The following is a 22,931-nucleotide window of genomic DNA, read 5'->3' as shown; positions in this document are numbered from 1 at the left end:
GCGATGACCAGCCACGAAAAGCCCATCGGGGTAGCGGTCCTCGGACTCGGCAACGTCGCCAGCCAGGTCGTGCGCATCATCGAGGACAGCGCCGACGATCTCGCCGCCCGCATCGGGGCTCCGCTGGTCCTGCGCGGCGTCGGTGTCCGCCGCGTGGCTGACGGCCGCGGGCTGCCCATCGACATGCTCACCGACAACATCGAAGAACTCGTCTCCCGTGACGACGTCGACATCGTCGTCGAGTTGATGGGGCCCGTCGAGCCCGCGCGCAAGGCCATCCTGTCGGCGCTGGAACAAGGGAAATCGGTGGTCACCGCCAACAAGGCGCTGATGGCCGTTTCGACCGGTGAACTCGCCCAAGCGGCCGAACACGCGCATGTGGACTTGTATTTCGAAGCGGCGGTAGCAGGCGCGATCCCCGTCATCCGGCCGCTGACCCAGTCGCTGGCCGGGGACACCGTGCTGCGGGTGGCGGGCATAGTCAACGGCACCACCAACTACATCCTGTCCGAGATGGACAGCACGGGCGTCGATTACGAGAGCGCCCTCGCCGACGCCAGCGCGCTGGGCTACGCGGAAGCCGATCCCACCGCCGACGTGGAGGGTTACGACGCCGCCGCCAAGGCCGCGATCCTGGCCTCGATCGCCTTCCACACCCGCGTCACCGCCGACGACGTCTACCGCGAAGGCATCACCAAGGTCACCCCCGCCGACTTCGCGTCGGCGCGCGCGCTCGGCTGCACCATCAAGCTGCTCGCGATATGTGAGCGGTTGACTTCCGACGAAGGCCAGCAACGGGTTTCAGCCCGCGTCTATCCCGCCCTGGTGCCGTTGGATCACCCGCTCGCCGCCGTCAACGGCGCGTTCAACGCGGTGTTCGTGGAGGCGGAGGCCGCCGGGCAGCTGATGTTCTACGGCCAGGGCGCGGGCGGAGCCCCCACCGCCTCGGCGGTGATGGGCGACGTCGTGATGGCCGCGCGCAACCGGGTGCAAGGCGGGCGCGGCCCGCGCGAATCCAAGTACGCCAAGCTGCCGATCTCGCCGATCGGATTCATTCCGACCCGCTATTACGTCAACATGAACGTCGCTGACCTGCCCGGCGTGTTGTCCGCTGTCGCAGCCGAATTCGCCAAGCGAGAGGTCAGCATCGCCGTCGTGCGGCAGGAGGAGATCGTCGACGACGGCGGCCAACGCTGCGGCGCCCGCATCGTCGTCGTCACCCACCAAGCCACCGACGCGGCGCTGTCGGAGACCGTCGCCGCGCTCGCCGACCTCGACGTGGTGCAGAGCATCAACAGCGTGCTGCGCATGGAAGGGACCACGAATGAGTAGCGCACCGCCCACGGCCGTGCACCAGCCCTGGCCCGGGTTGATCGCCGCCTACCGCGACCGGCTCCCGGTGCAGGACGGCTGGACCCCGATCACGCTGCGTGAGGGCGGCACCCCGCTGCTGCCGGCGCCCCGGCTCTCCGAATACACCGGCTGCACCGTGCATCTGAAGGTCGAGGGGCTCAACCCGACCGGCTCGTTCAAGGACCGCGGCATGACCATGGCCGTCACCGAGGCGGTGTCCCGCGGGCAACAGGCCGTGCTGTGCGCGTCCACCGGCAACACCTCGGCGTCGGCGGCCGCTTATGCCGCACGCGCAGGCATCACCTGCGCCGTCCTGGTTCCGCAGGGCAAGATCGCCATGGGCAAGCTGGCACAGGCTGTCATGCACGGCGCCAAGATCATCCAGATCGACGGCAACTTCGACGACTGCCTGGAACTCGCCCGCAAGCTCACCGCCGACTTCCCGACCATCTCGCTGGTCAACTCCGTCAACCCGTTCCGCATCGAGGGGCAGAAGACCGCCGCGTTCGAGATCGCCGACGCATTGGGAACCGCGCCCGACGTGCACGCGCTGCCCGTCGGCAACGCCGGCAACATCACCGCGTACTGGAAGGGCTACAGGGAATACCACCGCGACGGCTTGTCGGACCGGCTGCCCCGGATGCTGGGCACCCAGGCCGCGGGCGCAGCCCCGTTGGTGCACGGTGCGCCGGTGCGCGACCCAGAAACCATCGCCACCGCGATCCGGATCGGCTCGCCGGCGTCCTGGGACACCGCCGTCGAGGCCCAACAGCAGTCCGGGGGCCGCTTCCTTGCCGCCACCGACGAAGAGATCCTGGCCGCATATCACCTGGTGGCGCGCACGGAGGGGGTCTTCGTCGAGCCCGCATCCGCGGCCAGCATCGCAGGGCTGCTCAAGTCCGTCGAGGACGGCTGGGTCGCCAAGGGCTCCACGGTGGTGTGCACCGTCACCGGCAACGGGCTCAAGGACCCCGACACCGCGCTGAAAGGCATGCCGACCGTCACGCCCCTGCCCGTCGATCCCATGGCAGTGGTCGAGAAGCTCGGCCTGGTTTAGCAGGTGACATCCCAGTGACGACGACGTTGCCGGCCGGGCTGACGGCGACCGCCGTGGTCGCCGCGTCCAGCGCCAACCTCGGGCCCGGTTTCGACAGCCTCGGCCTCGCGCTGGGTCTGTACGACGAGGTCGTCGTGGAGACAATCGCATCCGGGCTCAGCGTCGAGGTCGAAGGCGAAGGATCCGGCCAGGTCCCGCTGGACGCATCGCATCTGGTAGTGCGCGCGGTCGAGCGCGGATTGCAGGCGGCCAAGGTCTCCGTTCCGGGCATGATCGTGCGCTGCCGCAACGACATTCCACACTCCCGCGGACTTGGCTCGTCGGCCGCGGCGGTCGTCGGGGGGCTGGCGGCAGTCAACGGCCTTGTCAGCCAAGCAGGTTCGACACCGCTGACCGAAGACCAGCTGGTTCAGCTGTCCTCGGAGTTCGAGGGCCATCCCGACAATGCGTCGGCTGCCGTGCTCGGCGGCGCGGTGGTGTCGTGGACCGAGGCCGACCAGCGCCGGCCGCGATACCGGGCCGTGCCGCTGCGGCTGCACCGCGACATCCACCTGTTCACCGCGATTCCCCAGCAGCGCTCGTCGACCGCCGAAACCCGGGTGCTGCTTCCCGAGCGGATCGACCACACCGACGCACGGTTCAACGTCAGCCGCGCCGCGCTTCTGGTGGTCGCGCTCACCGAACGGCCCGATCTGCTGATGACGGCCACCGAGGACGTCATGCACCAACCCCAGCGGGCCGATGCCATGCCGGCATCCGCGGAATACCTGCAGGTGCTGCGGCGTTATGGCATTGCAGCGGTGCTTTCCGGGGCCGGACCATCGATTCTGGCGCTGTGTACACAGCCGGAGTTGCCGGCAGAAGCCCTGGAATTCGGCGCCGCGTCCGGGTTCACCGTCAGTGAGATGACAGTTGGTGACGGTGTCCGCTGGACGTCGGGCGTGGCCGTTCGGAGTTAGTGCGCAACACGGGTTGCACGCGTGTTTTCTTGCTTCCAGCTTCGATGCGCGTTATTCTCGCTTCTGTCCAGCAATTGCAGGGTCTCTGCCTGCGCCGACACTAGGACACCACTCATTTTCCCCGTGATTTACCCATGGGCTGACGGTTCGTCGTATACCGGCGAATCCCGGCAATCACCGTTGCACACGCAATGGTGCGGCCCACGCGTTGAGCTGATCAGCTGAACGCAACTAATCCCCGCATGACTCGAACAGCGAGGGAGAGAAAGGACATCCGTGACCGATACGGACCTCATCACGGCTGATGGCAGCAGCGACGATGCCGCGCTGCCGAACACCGTGAATTCAAACACCCCCGCGGCAGTTGATGCGCCTGACAGCGCGTCCGCCGTGGAAGCTGCGCCTGCCGCCGATGCCGCATCCGGCACCCGGAGTGGCTCGCTGTCCAGCATGGTGCTGCCCGAACTACGCGCTCTGGCCAAAGAGATCGGCATCGACGGCGCGTCGGGAATGCGCAAGAGCGAACTTGTGGCCGCGATACGTGATCGTCGCGGCGAGTCCAACGGCCGCGTCGGGGCCGGCAACGACGCCCCGGGCGCCGCCGAGAAGACAGCCGAGAAGGCCGACACCGGCGACAACGCCGGCCGGAGCGACGACAGCGACCAGCCGGCGCGTCAACGCCGTGAACGTCGCGGCGCCAACCGCGGCGCGGGTGCGCCGACCGGAGCCGAGCAGAGCGCTCAGGACACCAAGTCCGAGACCAAGCAGGACACCAAGCCGGACAGCAAGCCGGACAGCACCAGCAAGCAGGACGCCAAGCAGGACAGCAAGTCCGACACCAAGACCGACCAGGACACCAGGTCGGACTCCAAGTCTGACGGTGATCAGCAGGGCGGCCAGCAGAACCGCGGTGGCTCCAACGACGACGACGGCGATAGCCGTGGCGGCCGACGGGGTCGCCGGTTCCGTGACCGCCGGCGCCGGGAACGCGGTGGCGGCGACGGCGACACCGAGCTTCGCGAGGACGACGTCCTACAGCCCGTCGCGGGCATCCTCGACGTGCTCGACAACTACGCGTTCGTGCGGACCTCGGGCTATCTCGCAGGCCCCAACGACGTGTACGTCTCCATGAACATGGTGCGCAAGAACGGCCTGCGCCGCGGCGACGCGGTCACCGGTGCCGTCCGCGTGCCCAAAGAAGGCGAAGGCGGCGGCCAGAACTCGCGGCAGAAGTTCAACCCGCTGGTGCGGCTGGACACGGTCAACGGCAAGCCCGTCGAGGAGGCCAAGAATCGGCCGGAGTTCAACAAGCTCACGCCGCTCTACCCGAACGAGCGGCTGCGGCTGGAGACCACGCCCGACCGGCTGAGCACACGCGTCATCGACCTGATCATGCCGATCGGCAAGGGCCAGCGTGCGCTGATCGTGTCGCCGCCGAAGGCCGGTAAGACCACGATCCTGCAGGACATCGCCAACGCGATCACGACCAACAACCCGGAATGCCACCTGATGGTGGTGCTCGTCGACGAGCGTCCGGAGGAGGTCACCGACATGCAGCGCTCGGTCAAGGGTGAGGTCATCGCCTCGACCTTCGACCGGCCGCCGTCAGACCACACCCAGGCCGCCGAGCTGGCGATCGAGCGGGCCAAGCGGCTGGTCGAGCAGGGCAAGGACGTCGTCGTCCTGCTCGACTCGATCACCCGGCTGGGCCGCGCGTACAACAACGCCTCACCGGCATCCGGGCGCATCCTGTCCGGTGGTGTCGACTCGACCGCGCTGTACCCGCCGAAGCGGTTCCTCGGCGCCGCCCGCAACATCGAAGAGGGCGGCTCCCTGACGATCATCGCCACCGCGATGGTGGAGACCGGTTCCACCGGTGACACGGTGATCTTCGAGGAGTTCAAGGGCACCGGCAACGCCGAGCTCAAGCTCGACCGCAAGATCGCCGAACGGCGGGTCTTCCCGGCCGTCGACGTCAACCCGTCCGGCACCCGCAAGGACGAGCTGCTGCTCTCGCCGGACGAGTTCGCGGTCGTGCACAAGCTGCGCCGCGTGCTGTCCGGTCTCGACCCGCATCAGGCCATCGATCTGCTGATGAGCCAGCTGCGCAAGACCAAGAACAACTACGAGTTCCTGGTGCAGGTCTCCAAGACCGCTCCCGGCGTCGACAACGAATAACGGGCGACTTCGGCGTCGTTCGTCACGCTCAGCGTGACGAACCGCGCCGAAATCACACCGCGGCGGGGTCGGCCCGCAACCCGGGCATGACGTAGCGGCGCACATGCGCCAACACCGCGTCGTCGTCGCTGGGATCCAGCGTGTTCCCGGGCACGGTGGCAAGCGAAATCAGCACTCGCGCAACCCATTCCGATGCTTCGGCGATGTCGACGTCGGCGTGGATCTCGCCGTTGTCGCGCGCCGCGATGAGGTAACGCGACCAGAAGTCGGCCAGGTCAGGCACCAGTCCCTGCACGCCGGCGCCCGCGCAGGCGGCGAACTCGTCGGGTTCGTCGATCCGCAGCTTCATCAGCAGCGCGCCGGGGTCGTCGTAGGCACTGCGGCCATGCCGGATGCCCGCGACGATCTGGCGGTCCAGCCCCTCGACCCGTTCGAGCATGGCGTGCGCCTCGGACCAAAAGGCGTCGTTGAGCCGGACGATCGCCGCGCCCAACAGCGTGACTTTGTCCGGGAAGTGCCGGTATAACCAACCCCGTGATATCCCGGCGACCTCTGCCACCTCGGACACCGTCGTCGCCCGAATACCCTTGGCGCGCAGACAGACTTCCGCCGCGTCGATCAACCGATCACGGACGTTCTTGGTCGCGGTGCTGGTGGTCACCGATCGCCCTCTCGTCGTTTCCGCGCTGCTGCGCATCACGACATTCTGACATGGTAGACACAATCACAAATCTGTTCACTGTCGAGAGGTGACCATGGCGGACACACTCCAGCAGCTACTTCGTGAGCGCGCCGAGCAGGACACCGTCGCGGTGAAGCATGAGGACCGCACGTGGACGTGGCGCGAGCACGTGGCCGACGCCGGGGCGCGGGCCGCCGCTCTGATCGGCGCGGCGGACCCGGGCCGTCCGCTGCACGTCGGTGTGCTGCTCGGCAACACCCCGGAGATGCTGACCGCACTGGCCGCCGCGGCGCTGGGCGGCTACGTGCTGTGCGGAATCAACACCACCCGCCGCGGCGAGGCGCTCGCCCGCGACATCGCCAAGGTCGAATGCCAGTTCCTCATCACCGACGCGGAGCACCGGCAACTGCTCGACGGCCTCGACCTTCCGGGCGTCACCGTGTTCGACGCCGCCGATCCCCGGTGGGTTCAGCTGCAGAAGGCCGCGCCACCGCTGACCCCCACGCGCGAGGCCGCCCCCGACGACACGTTCATGATGATCTTCACCTCGGGTACCAGCGGAAACCCCAAGGCCGTCCAGGTGGCCAACTCGATGGTGCTGTTCGCGGGAACCGCGCTGGTCGACAAGTTCGGCCTGACCTCGCAAGACACCTGCTACCTGTCGATGCCGCTGTTCCACTCGAACGCCGTGGTCGGCGGCTGGGCGCCCGCGCTGGTGGCCGGCGCGGCGATGGTGCCCGCGAAGTTCTCCGCGTCGCGCTTCCTGTCCGACATCCGTCAGCACGGCGCGACCTACATGAACTACGTCGGAAAGCCGCTGGCCTACGTGCTGGCCACCCCGGAGCGGCCCGACGACGGCGACAACCCGCTGCGCGTGGCGTTCGGAAACGAAGCCACCGACCGCGACATCGAAGAGTTCGGCAGGCGATTCGGCGTCACCGTCGACGACGGATTCGGGTCCACCGAGAACGCGGTGATCATCACCCGAACGCCCGATACCCCCAAAGGCTCTGTCGGCAAAGGCTTTCCGGGTGTGGCGATCTACGACAGCGAAACCGTGACGGAGTGCCCGCCGGCCGTGTTCGACGCCAACGGTGCGTTGCTCAACGCCGACGAAGCGATCGGCGAGCTGGTCAACACCTCGGGCACCGGCTTCTTCTCGGGCTACTACAACGACGAGGAGGCCAACGCCGAACGAACCCGCCACGGCATGTACTGGTCGGGGGATTTGGCCTACCGCGACGCCGACGGCTTCATCTACCTCGCCGGGCGTACCGCCGACTGGATGCGCGTGGACGGTGAGAACATGACCACCGCGCCGATCGAGCGCATCCTGCTGCGGCTGGCGCCGATCAACCGGGTCGCGGTCTACCCGGTTCCCGACGAACTGGTCGGCGACCAGGTGATGGCGGCGATCGTGCTGCAGGACGACGCCGACCTCACCCCGCAGGCGTTCGAGGAGTTCCTGGCCGCCCAGAGCGACCTGTCGCCGAAGGCGTGGCCGCGCTACGTCTGGATCGCCGACGACCTGCCGAGCACCGCGACCAACAAAATCCTGAAGCGCGACCTGATCGCGCGAGGCACCGACCCCGACGGGCGCAGATTGTGGCGGCGCGACGGCACCAGGTTCCATCCGTACCCTGCGGAATAACGTCGCCGGGGCAGGTGTTTAGGCTGCTGGCGGTCCAACTGGCATAATGGAGCGTCGACCCTCGGTTCCGGTTCACGCTCACACCTTCACTGAAATTGCTGAAGGGGCGACCCGGGTCCACGATCGAAGAGGAAACCATGAAGACGGGTATTCACCCTGATTACGTCGAGACCACGGTGCACTGTGGCTGTGGCAACACGTTCACCACGCGAAGCACCAAGAAGAGCGGGCAGATCCATGTCGAGGTCTGCTCACAGTGCCATCCGTTCTACACCGGCAAGCAGAAGATCCTCGACAGCGGCGGCCGCGTTGCCCGCTTCGAGAAGCGCTACGGCAAGCGCAACAAGGCCGGCGAGAACAACTCAGCCGACAAATAGCTGCCTTTCCGGCGCCCGTTCTTGCCGCCCAGGCGGCCAGGCCGGGCGCCGGTCTGCGTGTGAGGGAAGGACGTCGACGTGACGGACAACATGACGGCGATTGATGCCGTGTTGGCCGAGCACGCCGAACTCGAACGTCAGCTGTCCGACCCCAACCTGCACGCCGACGCGGCCCAGGCCCGCAAGGTGGGGCGGCGGTTCGCCCAGGTGTCACCGATCGTGGCCACCTACCGCAAGCTGGAGGCCGCCCGTGGTGACCTGGAGGCCGCCCGCGAGCTCGCCGCCGACGACTCGTCGTTCGCGGCGGAGGTCGAAGAGCTCACCGCCACGGTGGCCGAACTCGAGACCCACCTCACCGACCTGCTGGCGCCTCGGGACCCGCACGACCCCGACGACATCGTGCTGGAGGTCAAATCCGGCGAAGGCGGCGAGGAGTCCGCGCTGTTCGCCGCGGACCTGGCCCGCATGTACATCCGCTACGCCGAGCGGCGCGGCTGGACGGTCACCGTGCTCGACGAGACCTTCTCCGACCTGGGCGGCTACAAGGACGCGACGCTGTCGATCCGCAGCAAGGGCGACTCGGCCGACGGGGTCTGGTCGCGGCTGAAGTTCGAAGGTGGCGTGCACCGGGTGCAGCGCGTGCCGGTGACCGAGTCGCAGGGCCGTGTGCACACGTCGGCGGCCGGCGTGCTGGTCTACCCCGAACCCGAGGAGATCGAAGAGGTCCAGATCGACGAGTCCGATCTGCGCATCGACGTCTACCGGTCGTCGGGGAAGGGCGGCCAGGGCGTCAACACCACCGACTCCGCGGTCCGCATCACGCACCTGCCCACCGGCATCGTCGTCACCTGCCAGAACGAACGCTCGCAGTTGCAGAACAAGGCGCGGGCGCTGCAGGTGCTGGCCGCGCGGCTGAAGGCCATGGCCGAAGAGCAGGCCCAGGCCGACGCATCGGCCGACCGCGCCAGCCAGATCCGCACCGTCGACCGCAGCGAGCGCATCCGCACCTACAACTTCCCCGAGAACCGGATCGCCGACCACCGGATCAACTACAAGGCGCACAACCTCGATCAGGTACTCGACGGCGACCTCGATCCGCTGTTCGACGCGTTGGCCGCCGCCGACAGGCAAGCCAGGCTTCAGACGACATGATGCTCCGCGAGGTGATCGACGCCGCCGAGGCGGCACTCGCCGACGCCGGAGTCGCATCGCCGCGGGCCGACGCGGAACTCCTTGCCGCCCATGCCGCCGGCACCGACCGGGGTCGGCTGGCGCTCACCCGACCCGACGCGGCGTTCGTCGACCGCTACCGCGGGCTCGTCGCCCGACGCGCCGAGCGGGTGCCGTTGCAGCACATCATCGGCAGCGCGGCGTTCGGGCCGGTCACCGTCAGCGTCGGGCCCGGTGTGTTCATTCCGCGGCCGGAAACCGAGGCGCTGCTGGAATGGGCTGTGGCGCAACTCTTGTTGCGCGAACGTTCCGTACCGCTCGAATTTCCGGGCGAAATTCGAGCGGTAAGGAACGTTCGGCCCCCGGTGATCGTCGATCTCTGCACCGGCTCCGGTGCCTTGGCGCTGGCGCTCGCGAAGGCCGTGCCCGGCGCGCGCGTCATCGCCGTCGACGACTCCGAGGCCGCGCTGCACTACGCCCGACGCAACCTCGCAGGCACCGACGTCGAACTGGTCCGCGCCGACGTGACCCAGCCCGGGCTGCTGCCCGAACTCGATGGCCAGGTCGACCTCGTGGTGGCCAACCCCCCGTACATCCCCGAAGGGGCTGAACTGGAACCCGAAGTGGCCGAACATGATCCAGCGCATGCGCTGTTCGGCGGACCCGACGGGATGACGGTCATCGACGCCGTGGTCGGCCTCGCCGGGCGGTGGCTGCGCGACGGCGGCCGGTGCGCGGTGGAACACGACGACACCACATCGGCGCGCACTGTCGGCGCGTTCAGCAGGACCGGGCAGTTCGACGCCGTCACCGCCCGGCGCGACCTGGCCGGACGGCCCCGGTTCGTCACCGCGACCCGCAACCGCAGGCAGGAAGGGACCGGTCATGGCCGAGCTGTTTGACTGCACCGACCCTGACCAGCGTGCGACCGGAATCGCCTCGGCCATCAGCGCTCTGAAGGGCGGTCAGCTGGTCGTGATGCCCACCGACACGGTGTACGGCATCGGCGCCGACGCGTTCGACAATCAGGCCGTCGCCGCCTTGTTGGCCGCCAAGGGCCGCGGGCGCGACATGCCTGTCCCGGTGCTGGTCGGGTCGTGGCACACGATCGAGGGGCTGGTGTACAACGTGCCGGCCGCCGCGCGTGAACTCATCCGCGCGTTCTGGCCGGGGGCGCTGAGCCTCGTGGTGCGCCAAGCCCCGTCGCTGCAATGGGATCTGGGCGACGCCCACGGCACCGTCATGCTGCGGATGCCGCTGCATCCGGTGGCCATCGAACTGCTGCGCGAGGTCGGCCCGATGGCGGTGTCGAGCGCGAACACCTCGGGCCGGCCCCCTGCCGTGACAATCCAGGAAGCGCGCGACCAACTCGGCGAGCGCGTGCAGGTCTACCTCGACGCCGGCCCGTCCGCCCAGCAGACCGCCTCGACCATCGTCGACCTCACCGGAGCGAGCCCGCGGGTGCTGCGCCAAGGGCCGGTCACGGTGGAGGCCGTCGCCAAAGTTCTCGACACAGACCCCGCCGCACTGACGGAATGAGCTGAGCCGACGTGGCATACGGTGCATCGATGGGCTACGCGACGGACACCGTGCTCGCGCTCAACGAGCGTGGCGCCGGCGTCCCGCTTCGCGAACTGGCCCTCGTCGGGCTGACCGCGGCGATCATCACCTACTTCGCGACCGGCTGGGTGCGGGTGCTGGCCCGGCGGTTCGGCGCCGTGGCCTACCCGCGCGAGCGTGACGTCCATCTGCAGCCGACCCCGCGGATGGGCGGGCTGGCGATGTACGTCGGGGTGGTCGCCGCCGTCCTGCTCGCATCGCAACTTCCCGCGCTGACGCGGGGATTCGTCTACTCGTCGGGGATGCCCGCGGTGGTGGTGGCCGGTGGGCTGATCATGGCCATCGGCCTGATCGACGACCGTTGGGGCCTGGACGCGCTGACGAAGTTCGCCGGCCAGATCACCGCGGCCAGCGTGCTGGTCACCATGGGCGTCGCGTGGAGCGTGCTGTACATCCCGATCGGCGGTGTCGGCACCATCGTGCTCGACCAGGTGTCGTCGATCCTGCTCACGCTTGCGCTGACCGTGGCGATCGTCAACGCCATGAACTTCGTCGACGGGCTCGACGGGCTGGCCGCCGGCCTGGGGCTGATCACCGCGTCGGCCATCTGCATCTTCTCGATCGGATTGCTGCGCGATCACGGCGGCGACGTGCTGTTCTATCCGCCCGCAGTCATTTCGGTGGTGCTCGCCGGGGCCTGTCTCGGCTTCCTGCCCCACAACTTCCACCCCGCCAAGATCTTCATGGGCGACTCGGGCTCGATGCTGATCGGCTTGATGCTCGCCGCGGCGTCGACCACGGCGGCGGGCCCCATCTCGCAGACGGCTTACGGGGCGCGCGACGTGTTCGCGCTGCTGTCACCGTTCCTGTTGGTCGTGGCGGTTTTGTTCGTGCCCGCGTTGGACATGCTGCTGGCGATCGTGCGCCGAACTCGCGCGGGCCGCAGCCCGTTCAGCCCGGACAAGATGCACCTGCACCACCGGCTGCTTCAGATTGGCCATTCGCATCGCCGGGTCGTGCTGCTGATCTACCTCTGGGTCGGCATCGTCGCCTTGGGCGCGGCCAGCACGATTTTCTTCGATCCGCGCTACAGCGGGGTGGTCATGCTGGCGGCGATTCTGGTCGCGATCGTCGTCACGGTGATCCCACTTCTGCGCCGTCGAAACGGCCAGTGGACCGAGGTATACGACGGTAAGTAGTAGGCCCCGTTTTATGCCTGCGACCATGTGTTAGGGTGAAAAATCAGAACCCGAAAAACCTCGCGGGTTGCCGGCCCCGGACCCGTCGGTTCACGGCCGAGCGGACCGGTAAAACGACCGACAAAGGGAGCTGCCGCTTGGGTGATTCCAGTGCGCCGGACACGCTCCGATACGCTCATGGCGCCAAGCACTGGAACGTTGGATCATTCGGCAACTTCTGTGACCGCGGGATCGAGGTGAATCTGTGACGACGCCAGCGCACGACGCGCCGTTGGTGCTTCCCTCGATTGCGTTCCGGCCGGTGCGCCTGGCAGCAATCTGCGCGGTGCTCGCGGGGCTCGGCACGCTGGCGGCGGCGCTTCTGGGTCACGTGATGGTCGGGGTGTTCTTCGGAATCGGCCTCGCGCTCGGTCTGGTGAACGCCCTCCTGGTGCGACGGTCGGTCACCAACATCACGTCGCAGCCCCATCCGCTGAAAAGCAAGATGGCGCTGAATTCCGCGACCCGCCTGATGATCTTGACCATCATCGGGCTCGCCATCGCGTTCATCTTCCGGCCCGCTGGTCTCGGTGTCGTCTTCGGCATGGCCCTGTTCCAAATGCTGCTCGTCTTCACGACCACGCTGCCCGTGGCGAAGAAACTGCGGGCAGGCGGTACCGCTGACGGATTCGAAGGGGAACCCACACAGCAATGACCCAGAACATCCTCGCCGCCGACTCCGGGATCCACGTCGGCACGCACACCACCGCCAAATGGTTCGGGCTGACGGTCAATACCGACACGATGTTGTCGGCCACCATCGCCGCAGTGATCGTGCTGGCGCTGGCGTTCTACCTGCGCGCCAAGGTCACCTCCACGGGCGTCCCCACCGGTGTGCAGTTGTTCTGGGAAGGCATCACGATCCAGGCGCGCAACCAGATCGAGTCGGCGATCGGCATGCGCATCGCGCCGTTCGTGCTGCCGCTCGCGGTGACGCTGTTCGCCTACATCCTCATCGCCAACTGGCTGTCGGTGTTTCCGTGGCAGTACTCGAACGAGACCGGCATCCACGAGCTGCTCAAGCCGGCTGCCGCCGACATCAACTTCGTGCTGGCGCTTGGCCTTTTCGTGTTCATCTGCTATCACGCCGCGGGCTTCTGGCGCCGCGGTATCGTCGGGCATCCGCTGCGGCTGCTCAAGGGGCACGTCGCCTTCCTGGCGCCGATCAACCTCGTCGAAGAGATCGCCAAGCCGATCTCCCTGTCCCTGCGACTTTTCGGCAACGTCTTCGCCGGCGGCATCATGGTCACGATCATCGCGCTGTTCCCCGCCTACATCATGTGGGCGCCCAACGCGCTGTGGAAGTCTTTCGAACTGTTCATCGGTGCCATCCAGGCGTTCATCTTCGCGCTGCTGACGATCCTGTACTTCGGTCAGTCCATGGAGCTCGAAGACGAACACCACTAACCCGTAAACGCTCGACAACCTGGTAGGACCGCTACCAGTTATCAAGGAGGATAAAAGGAATGGATCCCACTATCGCTGCTGGCGCACTCATTGGCGGCGGTCTTCTCTTGGGTGGCGGCGCTGTCGGTGCCGCTATCGGTGACGGTGTCGTCGGCAGTGCTTTGGTCAACGGCGTAGCGCGGCAGCCGGAGGCTCAGGGCAGGCTCTTCGTGCCGTTCTTCATCACCGTTGGTCTGGTGGAGGCCATGTACTTCATCAACCTGGCCTTCATGGCGCTGTTCGTCTTCGCCACCCCGGTCGGCTAGTCGACGCCATGGCAGACCTCAGCACTACCGTTCTGGCGGCAGAGGAAGGCGGCGGCAACTTCCTGCTGCCAAACGGCACCTTCTTCTTCGTGCTGATCCTCTTCCTGATCGTGCTCGGCGTGATCAGCAAATGGGTTGTGCCGCCGATCAGCAAGGTGCTGCACGAGCGCGAGGCCATGGTCGCCAAGACCGTCGAAGACAACCGGCGCGCAGCACAACTGCGCGCCGCCGCCGAAGCCGATTACCTCAAGGTGATGGGTGAGGCGCGTCGGGAAGCGACCGACATTCGCGAAGAGGCCCGCGCCGAGGGTCGCCAGATCGTCGAGGATGCGCGCGCCCGCGCCCACGCTGAAGTCTCGACGTTGCTCCAGCAGGCCAACTCCGAACTGACCGAGCAGTCGCGCGCTCTGACCGCCGAACTGCAGACGTCAGTGGAGACGTTGGCGGCAAGCCTGGCCAGCCGTGTGCTCGGGGTCGACGTGACCACGCGCACGGTCCCGGCCACGACGGGTCAAGGACGGTAACCAGTGTCGACGTTCATCGGACAGCTGATCGGCTTCATCATCATCGTCTTCGGCATCACGAAGTGGGTGGCGCCGATGGTGCGCCGGATGATGCAGCAGCAGCAGGAGAACGTGCGCATCCAGCTCGCCGAGCACGCCGAGGCCGAGAAGAAGGTCGCTGAAGCTGATTCCGAGCACGCCAAGGCGTTGGAAGAAGCCAAGGCGGAGGCGGCCAAGGTGATCGAGGAGGCTCGGCACGACGCCGAGAAGATCGCCGAGCAGCTACGTAACCAGGCTGACGTCGAGCTTGAGCGCATCAAGACCCAAGGCGCACAACAGATTCAGTTGCTACGCCAACAGCTCATCCGGGAGCTGCGGCAAAGCCTCGGCGCTGAATCCGTGCACCGCGCCGGTGATCTGGTGCGCGATTTCGTCTCCGATCCGTCCGAGCAGGGCGCAACGGTCGACCGCTTCCTTGCCGAACTAGACGAAATGGCGCCGTCCAGCACCGTCTTCACCGATGCCGCGACGGCCAAACTGCGTGCGGCCAGCCGGGAGTCGATCACCAAGGTGGTCGAGCGGTTCGATGAGACGGTCGCAGGCAGCGACGCCGACACGCTGACCGGTGTGGCCGACGACCTGGTTTCGGTCGTGAAACTGCTTCGCGCCGAAGCCGTGCTGGCCAGGCACCTTGCCGATCCGTCGGCAGACGCCGGTCTCAAGACCGGGCTGGCCGAGCGACTGCTGTCCGGCAAGGTGTCGGACGCCGCGCTGGACATCGTCAAAACCGCTGTGTCACAACGTTGGTCGTCGACCTCGGATCTCGCTCACGGTTTGCAGCACATCGCCAGGCTGGCCCTGTTGGTCCGCGCCGAACGCGAGGGCCAGATCGAGGACGTCGAAGACCAGCTCTTCCGGTTCAGTCGCGTTCTGGACGCCGAACCGAGGTTGATCAACCTGCTCAGCGACTTCACCACGCCCGCGGATGGGCGGATCAAGCTGCTGAACGACGTGCTGCGTGGCCGGGCCAGCAAGAACACCGCCGACCTGCTGCGCCAGACGGTCGAACTGCTGCACGGCGAGCGAGCCGACGAGGTGGTCCGCGACCTGGCGAACCTCGCGGTGTCCCGCCGCGGTGAGGTCGTCGCGCACGTGCGTGCTGCCGCCGAACTCGGCGACGCCCAACGCAACCGGCTCACCGAGCTGCTCACCCGCATCTACGCCCATCCCGTCTCGCTTCAGCTCGACGTGGACCCGGCGCTGATCGGCGGTTTGACGATCGCCGTCGGCGACGAGGTGATCGACGGATCGCTGGCGTCGAAGCTGGCGGCGGCCGAAAGCCACCTGCCCGACTGACCCGATAACACCCAAAGACCCAGGAAAAAGGAAGACGAAAAGCCATGGCAGAGTTGACGATCTCAGCGAATGAGATCCAAGGTGCGATCGAGGAGTACGTAGCCGGGTTCGAGGCCGAAACCGAGCGTGAAGAGATCGGTACGGTCATCGACGCCGGCGACGGTATCGCACACGTCGAGGGACTGCCGTCCGTCATGACCCAGGAACTGCTGGAGTTCCCCGGCGGTGTGCTCGGGGTCGCGCTCAACCTCGACGAGCACAGCATCGGTGCCGTCATCCTCGGTGACTTCGAGCGGATCGAAGAGGGCCAGCAGGTGAAGCGGACCGGCAACGTGCTGTCGGTGCCGGTCGGCGACGGCTTCCTTGGCCGGGTGGTCAATCCGCTGGGCCAGCCCATCGACGGTCGCGGTGACATCGAGACCACCGAGCGGCGCGCGCTGGAGTTGCAGGCGCCCTCCGTGGTGCAGCGCCAGAGCGTGAGCGAGCCGCTGCAGACCGGCATCAAGGCGATCGACTCCCAGACCCCGATCGGTCGCGGCCAGCGCCAGCTGATCATCGGTGACCGCAAGACCGGCAAGACCGCGGTCTGCGTGGACACGATCCTCAACCAGCGGCAGAACTGGGAGACCGGGGATCCGGCCAAGCAGGTGCGTTGCGTGTACGTGGCCGTCGGCCAGAAGGGCACCACGATCGCCAGCGTGCGCCGCACCCTCGAAGAGGGCGGGGCGATGGACTACACCACCATCGTCGCCGCGCCGGCCTCTGACTCCGCCGGGTTCAAATGGCTTGCGCCATACACGGGTTCGGCCATCGCCCAGCACTGGATGTACGGCGGCAAGCACGTGCTGATCGTGTTCGACGACCTGACCAAGCAGGCCGAGGCGTACCGCGCGATCTCGCTGCTGCTTCGTCGCCCGCCCGGCCGTGAGGCCTATCCGGGCGACGTGTTCTACCTGCACTCCCGGCTGCTGGAGCGCTGCGCCAAGCTCTCCGACGAGCTCGGTGGCGGGTCACTCACCGGGCTGCCGATCATCGAGACCAAGGCCAACGACATCTCGGCCTACATCCCGACCAACGTCATCTCGATCACCGATGGGCAGTGCTTCCTGGAGACCGACCTGTTCAACCAGGGCGTGCGGCCGGCCATCAACGTCGGTGTGTCGGTGTCCCGCGTCGGCGGTGCCGCGCAGATCAAAGCGATGAAAGAGGTGGCGGGCTCGCTTCGTCTGGATCTGTCGCAGTACCGCGAACTCGAGTCGTTCGCGGCCTTCGCCTCGGACCTCGACGAAACCTCGAAGGCTCAGCTGGACCGCGGCGCGCGGCTGGTCGAGCTGCTCAAGCAGCCGCAGAACAGCCCGATGCCGGTCGAGGAGCAGGTGGTCGCCATCTTCCTCGGCACCAAGGGCCACCTGGACTCGGTGCCGGTGGAAGACGTCCAGCGGTTCGAGCAGGAGTTCCTCGAGCACGTCAAGGCCTCACACGAGGCGATTCTCAACGACATCCGGGACACCACCAAGCTCTCCGATGAGACCGCCGAGAAGCTCGCGAACGTGGTCAACGAGTTCAAGAAGGGCTTCGCGACCACCGACGGCAGCTCCGTGGTGCCCGACGAGCACGTCGAGGCCATGGCCGAAGAGGACGTCGAAAAAGAATCGGTGAAGGTACGCAAGCCCGCACCGAAGAAGAAGAAGTCGTAGGGCTGAAGGGTCCAGTAACCAATGGCAGCAACACTGCGCGAACTGCGCGGCAGGATCCGCTCCGCGGGCTCGATCAAGAAGATCACCAAAGCCCAGGAGCTGATCGCCACCTCGCGGATCGCCAAGGCGCAGGCCCGTGTCGAGGCGGCTCGGCCGTACGACCGCGAAATCACCAACATGCTCACGGAACTGGCCAGCGCCAGCGCGCTGGATCATCCGTTGCTGGTCGCTCGTGAGAAGCCGCGACGGGCAGGCGTTCTGGTGGTGTCCTCCGACCGCGGGCTGTGCGGTGCGTACAACGCCAACGTGCTCCGCCGATCCGAGGAGCTGTTCTCCCTGCTACGCGAGGAGGGCAAGGAACCGGTCCTCTACGTGGTGGGCCGAAAAGCGCTCGGCTACTACAGCTTCCGCAACTGGAATGTGACCGAGGCGTGGACGGGTTTCTCGGAGCGCCCCGATTACGAGAACGCGAACGCGATCGCGTCGACACTGGTCGATGCGTTCATGGCCGGCGTCGACGACGAGGGCGACGATCCGGGAGCGGACGACGTGCTCGGCGTCGACGAACTGCACATCGTGTTCACCGAGTTCCGGTCGATGTTGTCGCAGACGGCCACCGCGCGCCGGATCGCGCCGATGGAGGTCGAATACAGCGAAGAGGACACCGGTCTGCACACCCTGTTCTCGTTCGAGCCCGACGCCGAAGCGCTGTTCGCCGCGCTGCTGCCGCGGTACATCTCCACCCGCATCTTCGCCGCCCTGCTCGAGGCGGCGGCGTCGGAGTCGGCATCGCGCAGGCGTGCCATGAAGTCGGCTACCGACAACGCTGACGAGCTCATCACGGATCTGACATTGCAGGCCAACCGTGAGCGCCAGGCGCAGATCACCCAGGAAATCAGCGAGATCGTCGGTGGCGCAAACGCGTTGGCCGACGCCAAGAGTTAGCACGCAGAGGAAGCGAAACCAGATATGACTGCTACCGCCGAACGCGAGACGAACAAGGCCGGCGCCGACACCAACGGACGCGTGGTGCGAGTCACCGGCCCGGTCGTCGACGTCGAGTTCCCACGCGGCGCCGTTCCGGAACTGTTCAACGCACTGCACGCCGAGATCGGCTACAAGGACCTGGCCAAGACACTGACGCTGGAGGTCGCCCAGCACCTCGGCGACAACCTGGTGCGTTGCATCTCGATGCAGCCCACCGACGGCCTGGTGCGTGGGGTCGAGGTCACCGACACCGGCGGGTCGATCTCGGTCCCGGTCGGCGACGGCGTCAAGGGGCACGTGTTCAACGCGCTCGGCGACTGCCTCGACGATCCCGGCTACGGCAAGGACTTCGAGAAGTGGTCCATCCACCGCAAGCCGCCGGCCTTCGACGAGCTGGAACCCCGCACCGAGATGCTGGAGACCGGTCTGAAGGTGGTCGACCTGCTGACGCCCTACGTGCGCGGCGGCAAGATCGCGCTGTTCGGCGGTGCCGGCGTGGGCAAGACGGTGTTGATCCAGGAGATGATCAACCGCATCGCTCGTAACTTCGGTGGTACTTCGGTGTTCGCCGGGGTGGGGGAGCGCACCCGTGAGGGCAACGACCTCTGGGTCGAGCTCGCCGAAGCGAACGTGCTCAAGGACACCGCGCTGGTGTTCGGTCAGATGGACGAGCCGCCGGGCACCCGTATGCGGGTGGCGCTGTCGGCGCTGACGATGGCCGAGTTCTTCCGCGACGAGCAGGGCCAGGACGTGCTTCTGTTCATCGACAACATCTTCCGGTTCACCCAGGCCGGCTCCGAGGTGTCGACGCTGCTTGGCCGTATGCCCTCCGCGGTGGGTTACCAGCCGACACTGGCCGACGAGATGGGTGAGCTGCAGGAGCGCATCACCTCTACCCGCGGCCGGTCCATCACCTCGATGCAGGCCGTGTACGTGCCCGCCGACGACTACACCGACCCGGCGCCGGCGACCACGTTCGCGCACCTGGACGCCACCACGGAGTTGAGCCGTGCGGTGTTCTCGAAGGGCATCTTCCCGGCGGTGGACCCGCTGGCGTCGTCCTCGACGATCCTGGACCCCAGCATCGTCGGCGACGAGCACTACCGGGTCGCCCAGGAAGTCATTCGAATCCTGCAGCGCTACAAGGACCTTCAGGACATCATCGCGATTCTGGGTATCGACGAGCTGTCCGAGGAGGACAAGCAGCTGGTCAACCGGGCGCGGCGGATCGAGCGTTTCCTCAGCCAGAACATGATGGCGGCCGAGCAGTTCACCGGCCAGCCGGGTTCGACGGTTCCGCTGAAGGAGACCATCGAGTCCTTCGACAGGCTGACCAAGGGCGACTTCGACCATCTGCCCGAGCAGGCATTCTTCCTCATCGGCGGGCTCGACGATCTCGCCAAGAAGGCCGAAAGCCTTGGCGCCAAGCTGGAAGACACAAGCGGCGACGGCGCGCCGGTCTCCAGTGACGACAGCGGCAAGGGCGACAACGGCGATAAGGCGCAATAGCCATGGCGGAGCTAGACGTCGACATCGTCGCCGTCGAACGTGAGATCTGGTCGGGCAAGGCCACCTTCGTCTTCACCCGCACCACCGCCGGTGAGATCGGGATCCTGCCCCGCCACATCCCGTTGGTCGCGCAACTGGTCGACGACGCGGTCGTGCGGGTCGAGCGCGAGGGCGAAGAGGATCTGCGCATCGCGGTCGACGGCGGGTTCATGTCGGTCACCGACGTGGGCGTGATCATTCTCGCCGAGTCCGCCGAACTCGAGTCCGAGATCGACGCCGACGCTGCGCGTCAGGACGCCGACTCCGACGATCCAGCAACAGCCGCCAGGGGACGGGCCAGACTCCGCGCCCTGGGTCAGATCGACTAGCGGGCCCGCAGATGAGCGCGTCCATGTGGATCATGGTCGCGCTGGTCGGCGTTCTCTTCGCGGTCGTCGTCGCCCTGAGCTACCGGTTGTGGAAGCTGCGCCAGGTGGGTGGCACCGCGGCGATTCTGCGTGATGTGCCCGCCGTCGGCGGTCACGGCTGGCGGCACGGCGTGATTCGGTATCGCGGTGGGGAGGCCGGGTTCTATCGGTTGTCCAGCCTGCGCTGGTGGCCGGATCGCCGGTTGAGCCGCCGAGGCTTGGAGATCGTGTCTCGACGAGCGCCCCGCGGCGACGAATTCGACATCATGACGCACGAAATCGTGGTGCTGGAGGTCCGGGACGTCAGCCCGGAACGCCGGCGGAGTTACGAGATTGCGCTGGACCGCGGGGCGTTGACTGCGTTCCTGTCCTGGGTGGAGTCGCGGCCGTCGCCCCGGGCACGCCGACGCGCACGCTAATCCGTTGCGCCACCGCCGGGTTGCCACAACACATCGCCGCCGGGGTTGGCCACCCGCGACAGTATGAACAGCAGATCCGACAGCCGGTTGAGATACTTGGCGGGAAGCACGCTGACCCCGTCACCGTGAATCTCCACGGCCTTCCACGCGGACCGCTCGGCCCGACGCACCACAGTGCGCGCCACATGCAGGAGCGCCGACAGCGGCGTACCGCCTGGCAGCACAAAGGAGTTCAGTGCCGGCAGCGGCTCGTTGAACTCGTCGCACCAGGCTTCCAACCGGTCGATATAGCTCTGCGGAACCCGCAGCGGTGGATACTTGGGGTTCTCCGCCACCGGAGTCGACAGATCCGCGCCGGCGTCGAAGAGGTCGTTCTGAATCTGCCTGAGCACGTTGAGAATCTGCTCATCGGGGTGGCCCAACGCGATCGCCACGCCGATGGCGGCATTGGCTTCGTCGCAGTCGGCGTACGCCTCGAGGCGGGCGTCATTCTTTGACACCCTGCTGAAGTCGCTCAAGCCGGTGGTTCCGTCATCGCCCGTGCGCGTATAGATGCGGGTCAGATGAACGCCCATGCCGAAACCGTACCGGAAGGACTCGGCATGGCGACTGACACCGTCTTGAGCGCTGTTTACACTGACCGCGTGAGCGAGCGTTTCGTGGTCACCGGCGGAAGCCGGTTGTCGGGCGAAGTTGCCGTCGGGGGTGCCAAGAACAGCGTCTTGAAGCTGATGGCGGCGTCGCTGTTGGCGGAGGGCACCACCACGATCACTAATTGCCCGGACATCCTCGACGTGCCGCTGATGGCGGAAGTTCTGCGGGGTCTGGGCGCCACCGTCGAACTGGACGCCGACGTGGTGCGGATCACGTCCCCCGACGAGCCCAAGTACGACGCCGACTTTGCTGCCGTTCGGCAGTTCCGCGCCTCGGTGTGCGTCCTGGGGCCTCTGGTCGGGCGGTGCAAGCGGGCCCGGGTGGCGCTGCCCGGCGGCGACGCGATCGGGTCGCGCCCCCTGGACATGCACCAGGCCGGCCTGCGCCAACTGGGGGCCCGGTGCAACATCGAGCACGGCTGCGTGGTTGCCGAGGCCGACCATCTGCGCGGCGCGGAGATCCAACTGGAGTTCCCGTCGGTCGGGGCCACCGAGAACATCCTGATGGCGGCCGTGGTCGCCGAGGGCGTGACGACCATCCACAACGCCGCACGCGAGCCCGACGTCGTCGACCTGTGCACCATGCTCAACCAGATGGGCGCCCAGATCTCGGGGGCGGGTACCCCGACGATGACGATCACCGGCGTGGACCGGCTGCATCCGACCGAACACCGGGTGATCGGGGACCGCATCGTCGCCGCGACCTGGGGCATCGCCGCGGCGATGACCCGGGGGGACATCTCGGTGGTCGGGGTCGACCCGCAGCATCTGCAGTTGGTCCTGCACAAGCTGCATGACGCCGGCGCGACCGTCACCCAGACGGACAACGGCTTCCGGGTGGTCCAGTACGAGCGGCCCAAGGCCGTCAACGTCGCCACGCTGCCGTTTCCCGGGTTCCCGACCGACCTGCAGCCGATGGCCATCGCGCTGGCGTCGATCGCCGACGGCACCTCGATGATCACCGAGAACGTGTTCGAGGCGCGGTTCCGGTTTGTCGAGGAGATGGTCCGGCTCGGTGCCGACGCCCGCACCGACGGGCATCACGCCGTGGTCCGGGGCATCCCCCAGCTCTCCAGCGCGCCGGTGTGGTCATCGGACATCCGCGCTGGTGCCGGCCTGGTCCTGGCGGGCCTGGTCGCTGACGGCGACACCGAGGTCCACGACGTGTTCCACATCGACCGGGGCTATCCGCTGTTCGTGGAGAACCTCAAGAGCCTGGGCGCCGAGATCGAGCGGGTCGCCTGAGCGCGGGCCGCTGAGCTGCCCGGCCGCGGCCGGGGAGGGGGGCGTTGGACGCGGCTGGAGGACGGGGTAGTCTTTACCCAGAAGCCAACGGCCCCAGCCAGATCGGCTGGCGGACGCGGTTTGACGTCCCTGTCCACATGGAGTACAGTGGCAGGGTTGCCTGCAGAGCGGGTGTGTTGTTTGAGAACTCAATAGTGTGTTTGGTGGTTTTTGTTTGT

Annotated in this window: 23 protein-coding genes; 21 read left to right on the top strand and 2 right to left on the bottom strand. The window is 67.0% G+C overall.

Annotated features, from left to right (window positions below; translation table 11 throughout):
- The first annotated feature begins 3 nt into the window (after positions 1-3).
- From MELE44368_RS05085 to rho, 4 genes are all read left to right on the top strand, one after another.
- Positions 4-1,332, top strand: coding sequence for a homoserine dehydrogenase (locus MELE44368_RS05085; protein ID WP_128107504.1), 1,329 nt, complete (start codon positions 4-6; stop codon positions 1,330-1,332).
- Complete coding sequence (gene thrC / locus MELE44368_RS05080; protein ID WP_128107503.1) at positions 1,325-2,410, top strand: threonine synthase; 1,086 nt, start codon at positions 1,325-1,327, stop codon at positions 2,408-2,410. The genes MELE44368_RS05085 and thrC overlap by 8 nt, the downstream gene beginning before the upstream one ends.
- A 14-nt stretch (positions 2,411-2,424) precedes the next feature.
- Positions 2,425-3,369 (top strand): homoserine kinase, encoded by a 945-nt coding sequence (gene thrB / locus MELE44368_RS05075; protein ID WP_128107502.1) that lies wholly within the window; start codon positions 2,425-2,427, stop codon positions 3,367-3,369.
- Between the two features lie 276 nt (positions 3,370-3,645).
- On the top strand, positions 3,646-5,547 hold the full coding sequence (gene rho / locus MELE44368_RS05070; RefSeq protein WP_128107501.1) for a transcription termination factor Rho: 1,902 nt from the start codon (positions 3,646-3,648) through the stop codon (positions 5,545-5,547).
- Positions 5,548-5,599: 52 nt separating this feature from the next.
- Here rho and MELE44368_RS05065 read toward each other — a convergent pair whose 3' ends face one another.
- Positions 5,600-6,244: a TetR/AcrR family transcriptional regulator gene (locus MELE44368_RS05065; protein ID WP_164890030.1), complete on the bottom strand. Its 645-nt coding sequence runs from the start codon at positions 6,242-6,244 to the stop codon at positions 5,600-5,602.
- Between the two features lie 58 nt (positions 6,245-6,302).
- Here MELE44368_RS05065 and fadD1 point away from each other — a divergent pair, with 58 nt between their 5' ends.
- From fadD1 to MELE44368_RS04985, 16 genes are all read left to right on the top strand, one after another.
- A complete protein-coding gene (fadD1, locus tag MELE44368_RS05060) occupies positions 6,303-7,880 on the top strand; it encodes a fatty-acid--CoA ligase FadD1 (protein ID WP_128107499.1) in 1,578 nt (525 codons plus the stop codon).
- A gap of 137 nt (positions 7,881-8,017) precedes the next feature.
- Positions 8,018-8,257, top strand: coding sequence for a 50S ribosomal protein L31 (rpmE, locus tag MELE44368_RS05055; RefSeq protein WP_046752801.1), 240 nt, complete (start codon positions 8,018-8,020; stop codon positions 8,255-8,257).
- Between the two features lie 90 nt (positions 8,258-8,347).
- Positions 8,348-9,409: a peptide chain release factor 1 gene (gene prfA, locus MELE44368_RS05050; protein ID WP_128107598.1), complete on the top strand. Its 1,062-nt coding sequence runs from the start codon at positions 8,348-8,350 to the stop codon at positions 9,407-9,409.
- Positions 9,406-10,329 carry a peptide chain release factor N(5)-glutamine methyltransferase gene (gene prmC / locus MELE44368_RS05045; RefSeq protein ID WP_128107498.1) on the top strand — a complete coding sequence of 308 codons (924 nt, stop codon included), beginning with the start codon at positions 9,406-9,408 and terminating at the stop codon, positions 10,327-10,329. Before prfA ends, prmC begins: the two co-directional genes overlap by 4 nt.
- Entirely contained in the window at positions 10,313-10,966 is a 654-nt protein-coding gene (locus tag MELE44368_RS05040; protein WP_128107497.1) for an L-threonylcarbamoyladenylate synthase, read from the top strand. The genes prmC and MELE44368_RS05040 overlap by 17 nt, the downstream gene beginning before the upstream one ends.
- Positions 10,967-10,995: 29 nt before the next feature.
- Positions 10,996-12,186 (top strand): glycosyltransferase family 4 protein, encoded by a 1,191-nt coding sequence (locus MELE44368_RS05035; protein ID WP_128107496.1) that lies wholly within the window; start codon positions 10,996-10,998, stop codon positions 12,184-12,186.
- 244 nt (positions 12,187-12,430) lie between these two features.
- A complete protein-coding gene (locus tag MELE44368_RS05030) occupies positions 12,431-12,880 on the top strand; it encodes an ATP synthase subunit I (RefSeq protein WP_128107495.1) in 450 nt (149 codons plus the stop codon).
- Complete coding sequence (gene atpB / locus MELE44368_RS05025) at positions 12,877-13,632, top strand: F0F1 ATP synthase subunit A (protein ID WP_128107494.1); 756 nt, start codon at positions 12,877-12,879, stop codon at positions 13,630-13,632. Before MELE44368_RS05030 ends, atpB begins: the two co-directional genes overlap by 4 nt.
- Before the next feature lie 59 nt (positions 13,633-13,691).
- Positions 13,692-13,937, top strand: a complete 246-nt coding sequence (locus MELE44368_RS05020; RefSeq protein WP_046752794.1) for a F0F1 ATP synthase subunit C — start codon at positions 13,692-13,694, stop codon at positions 13,935-13,937.
- Between the two features lie 8 nt (positions 13,938-13,945).
- Entirely contained in the window at positions 13,946-14,461 is a 516-nt protein-coding gene (locus tag MELE44368_RS05015) for a F0F1 ATP synthase subunit B (protein ID WP_128107493.1), read from the top strand.
- A gap of 3 nt (positions 14,462-14,464) precedes the next feature.
- Positions 14,465-15,796 (top strand): F0F1 ATP synthase subunit B/delta, encoded by a 1,332-nt coding sequence (locus MELE44368_RS05010; RefSeq protein ID WP_128107492.1) that lies wholly within the window; start codon positions 14,465-14,467, stop codon positions 15,794-15,796.
- Between the two features lie 44 nt (positions 15,797-15,840).
- Positions 15,841-17,493, top strand: coding sequence for a F0F1 ATP synthase subunit alpha (atpA, locus tag MELE44368_RS05005; protein WP_128107491.1), 1,653 nt, complete (start codon positions 15,841-15,843; stop codon positions 17,491-17,493).
- A 21-nt stretch (positions 17,494-17,514) separates the two neighbouring features.
- A complete protein-coding gene (locus MELE44368_RS05000) occupies positions 17,515-18,438 on the top strand; it encodes a F0F1 ATP synthase subunit gamma (RefSeq protein ID WP_128107490.1) in 924 nt (307 codons plus the stop codon).
- A gap of 24 nt (positions 18,439-18,462) precedes the next feature.
- Positions 18,463-19,989: a F0F1 ATP synthase subunit beta gene (atpD, locus tag MELE44368_RS04995; RefSeq protein ID WP_128107489.1), complete on the top strand. Its 1,527-nt coding sequence runs from the start codon at positions 18,463-18,465 to the stop codon at positions 19,987-19,989.
- 2 nt (positions 19,990-19,991) lie between these two features.
- Entirely contained in the window at positions 19,992-20,357 is a 366-nt protein-coding gene (locus MELE44368_RS04990) for a F0F1 ATP synthase subunit epsilon (protein ID WP_128107488.1), read from the top strand.
- An 11-nt stretch (positions 20,358-20,368) separates the two neighbouring features.
- The gene (locus MELE44368_RS04985) at positions 20,369-20,815 is read left to right on the top strand and encodes a DUF2550 domain-containing protein (protein ID WP_164890028.1); all 447 of its coding nucleotides are present in this window, start codon (positions 20,369-20,371) and stop codon (positions 20,813-20,815) included.
- On the opposite strand, the gene MELE44368_RS04980 is transcribed toward MELE44368_RS04985, so the two are convergent.
- The gene (locus tag MELE44368_RS04980; protein ID WP_128107487.1) at positions 20,812-21,390 is read right to left on the bottom strand and encodes a cob(I)yrinic acid a,c-diamide adenosyltransferase; all 579 of its coding nucleotides are present in this window, start codon (positions 21,388-21,390) and stop codon (positions 20,812-20,814) included. The genes MELE44368_RS04985 and MELE44368_RS04980 overlap by 4 nt on opposite strands.
- A 69-nt stretch (positions 21,391-21,459) precedes the next feature.
- On the opposite strand from MELE44368_RS04980, the gene murA reads away from it, so the two are divergent.
- The gene (gene murA / locus MELE44368_RS04975) at positions 21,460-22,713 is read left to right on the top strand and encodes a UDP-N-acetylglucosamine 1-carboxyvinyltransferase (protein ID WP_128107486.1); all 1,254 of its coding nucleotides are present in this window, start codon (positions 21,460-21,462) and stop codon (positions 22,711-22,713) included.
- The last annotated feature ends 218 nt before the right edge of the window (positions 22,714-22,931 follow it).

The sequence above is a fragment of the Mycolicibacterium elephantis DSM 44368 genome (assembly GCF_004014805.1).
Classification (GTDB): domain Bacteria; phylum Actinomycetota; class Actinomycetes; order Mycobacteriales; family Mycobacteriaceae; genus Mycobacterium; species Mycobacterium elephantis.
This window is presented reverse-complemented; position numbering and strand designations above follow the sequence as displayed.

Excerpts from the sequence above, each read along its gene's own strand:
- MELE44368_RS05020 (WP_046752794.1), top strand. The coding sequence starts at position 13,692 with ATGGATCCCACTATCGCTGCTGGCGCACTCATTGGCGGCGGTCTTCTC.
- MELE44368_RS05040 (WP_128107497.1), top strand. The coding sequence starts at position 10,313 with ATGGCCGAGCTGTTTGACTGCACCGACCCTGACCAGCGTGCGACCGGA.
- MELE44368_RS05035 (WP_128107496.1), top strand. The coding sequence starts at position 10,996 with ATGGGCTACGCGACGGACACCGTGCTCGCGCTCAACGAGCGTGGCGCC.
- MELE44368_RS04990 (WP_128107488.1), top strand. The coding sequence starts at position 19,992 with ATGGCGGAGCTAGACGTCGACATCGTCGCCGTCGAACGTGAGATCTGG.
- MELE44368_RS05065 (WP_164890030.1), bottom strand. The coding sequence starts at position 6,244 with ATGCGCAGCAGCGCGGAAACGACGAGAGGGCGATCGGTGACCACCAGC.
- thrC (WP_128107503.1), top strand. The coding sequence starts at position 1,325 with ATGAGTAGCGCACCGCCCACGGCCGTGCACCAGCCCTGGCCCGGGTTG.
- prfA (WP_128107598.1), top strand. The coding sequence starts at position 8,348 with ATGACGGCGATTGATGCCGTGTTGGCCGAGCACGCCGAACTCGAACGT.
- atpB (WP_128107494.1), top strand. The coding sequence starts at position 12,877 with ATGACCCAGAACATCCTCGCCGCCGACTCCGGGATCCACGTCGGCACG.
- atpD (WP_128107489.1), top strand. The coding sequence starts at position 18,463 with ATGACTGCTACCGCCGAACGCGAGACGAACAAGGCCGGCGCCGACACC.
- MELE44368_RS05085 (WP_128107504.1), top strand. The coding sequence starts at position 4 with ATGACCAGCCACGAAAAGCCCATCGGGGTAGCGGTCCTCGGACTCGGC.
- MELE44368_RS05015 (WP_128107493.1), top strand. The coding sequence starts at position 13,946 with ATGGCAGACCTCAGCACTACCGTTCTGGCGGCAGAGGAAGGCGGCGGC.
- MELE44368_RS04985 (WP_164890028.1), top strand. The coding sequence starts at position 20,369 with ATGAGCGCGTCCATGTGGATCATGGTCGCGCTGGTCGGCGTTCTCTTC.
- rpmE (WP_046752801.1), top strand. The coding sequence starts at position 8,018 with ATGAAGACGGGTATTCACCCTGATTACGTCGAGACCACGGTGCACTGT.
- MELE44368_RS05000 (WP_128107490.1), top strand. The coding sequence starts at position 17,515 with ATGGCAGCAACACTGCGCGAACTGCGCGGCAGGATCCGCTCCGCGGGC.
- fadD1 (WP_128107499.1), top strand. The coding sequence starts at position 6,303 with ATGGCGGACACACTCCAGCAGCTACTTCGTGAGCGCGCCGAGCAGGAC.
- MELE44368_RS04980 (WP_128107487.1), bottom strand. The coding sequence starts at position 21,390 with ATGGGCGTTCATCTGACCCGCATCTATACGCGCACGGGCGATGACGGA.
- prmC (WP_128107498.1), top strand. The coding sequence starts at position 9,406 with ATGATGCTCCGCGAGGTGATCGACGCCGCCGAGGCGGCACTCGCCGAC.
- atpA (WP_128107491.1), top strand. The coding sequence starts at position 15,841 with ATGGCAGAGTTGACGATCTCAGCGAATGAGATCCAAGGTGCGATCGAG.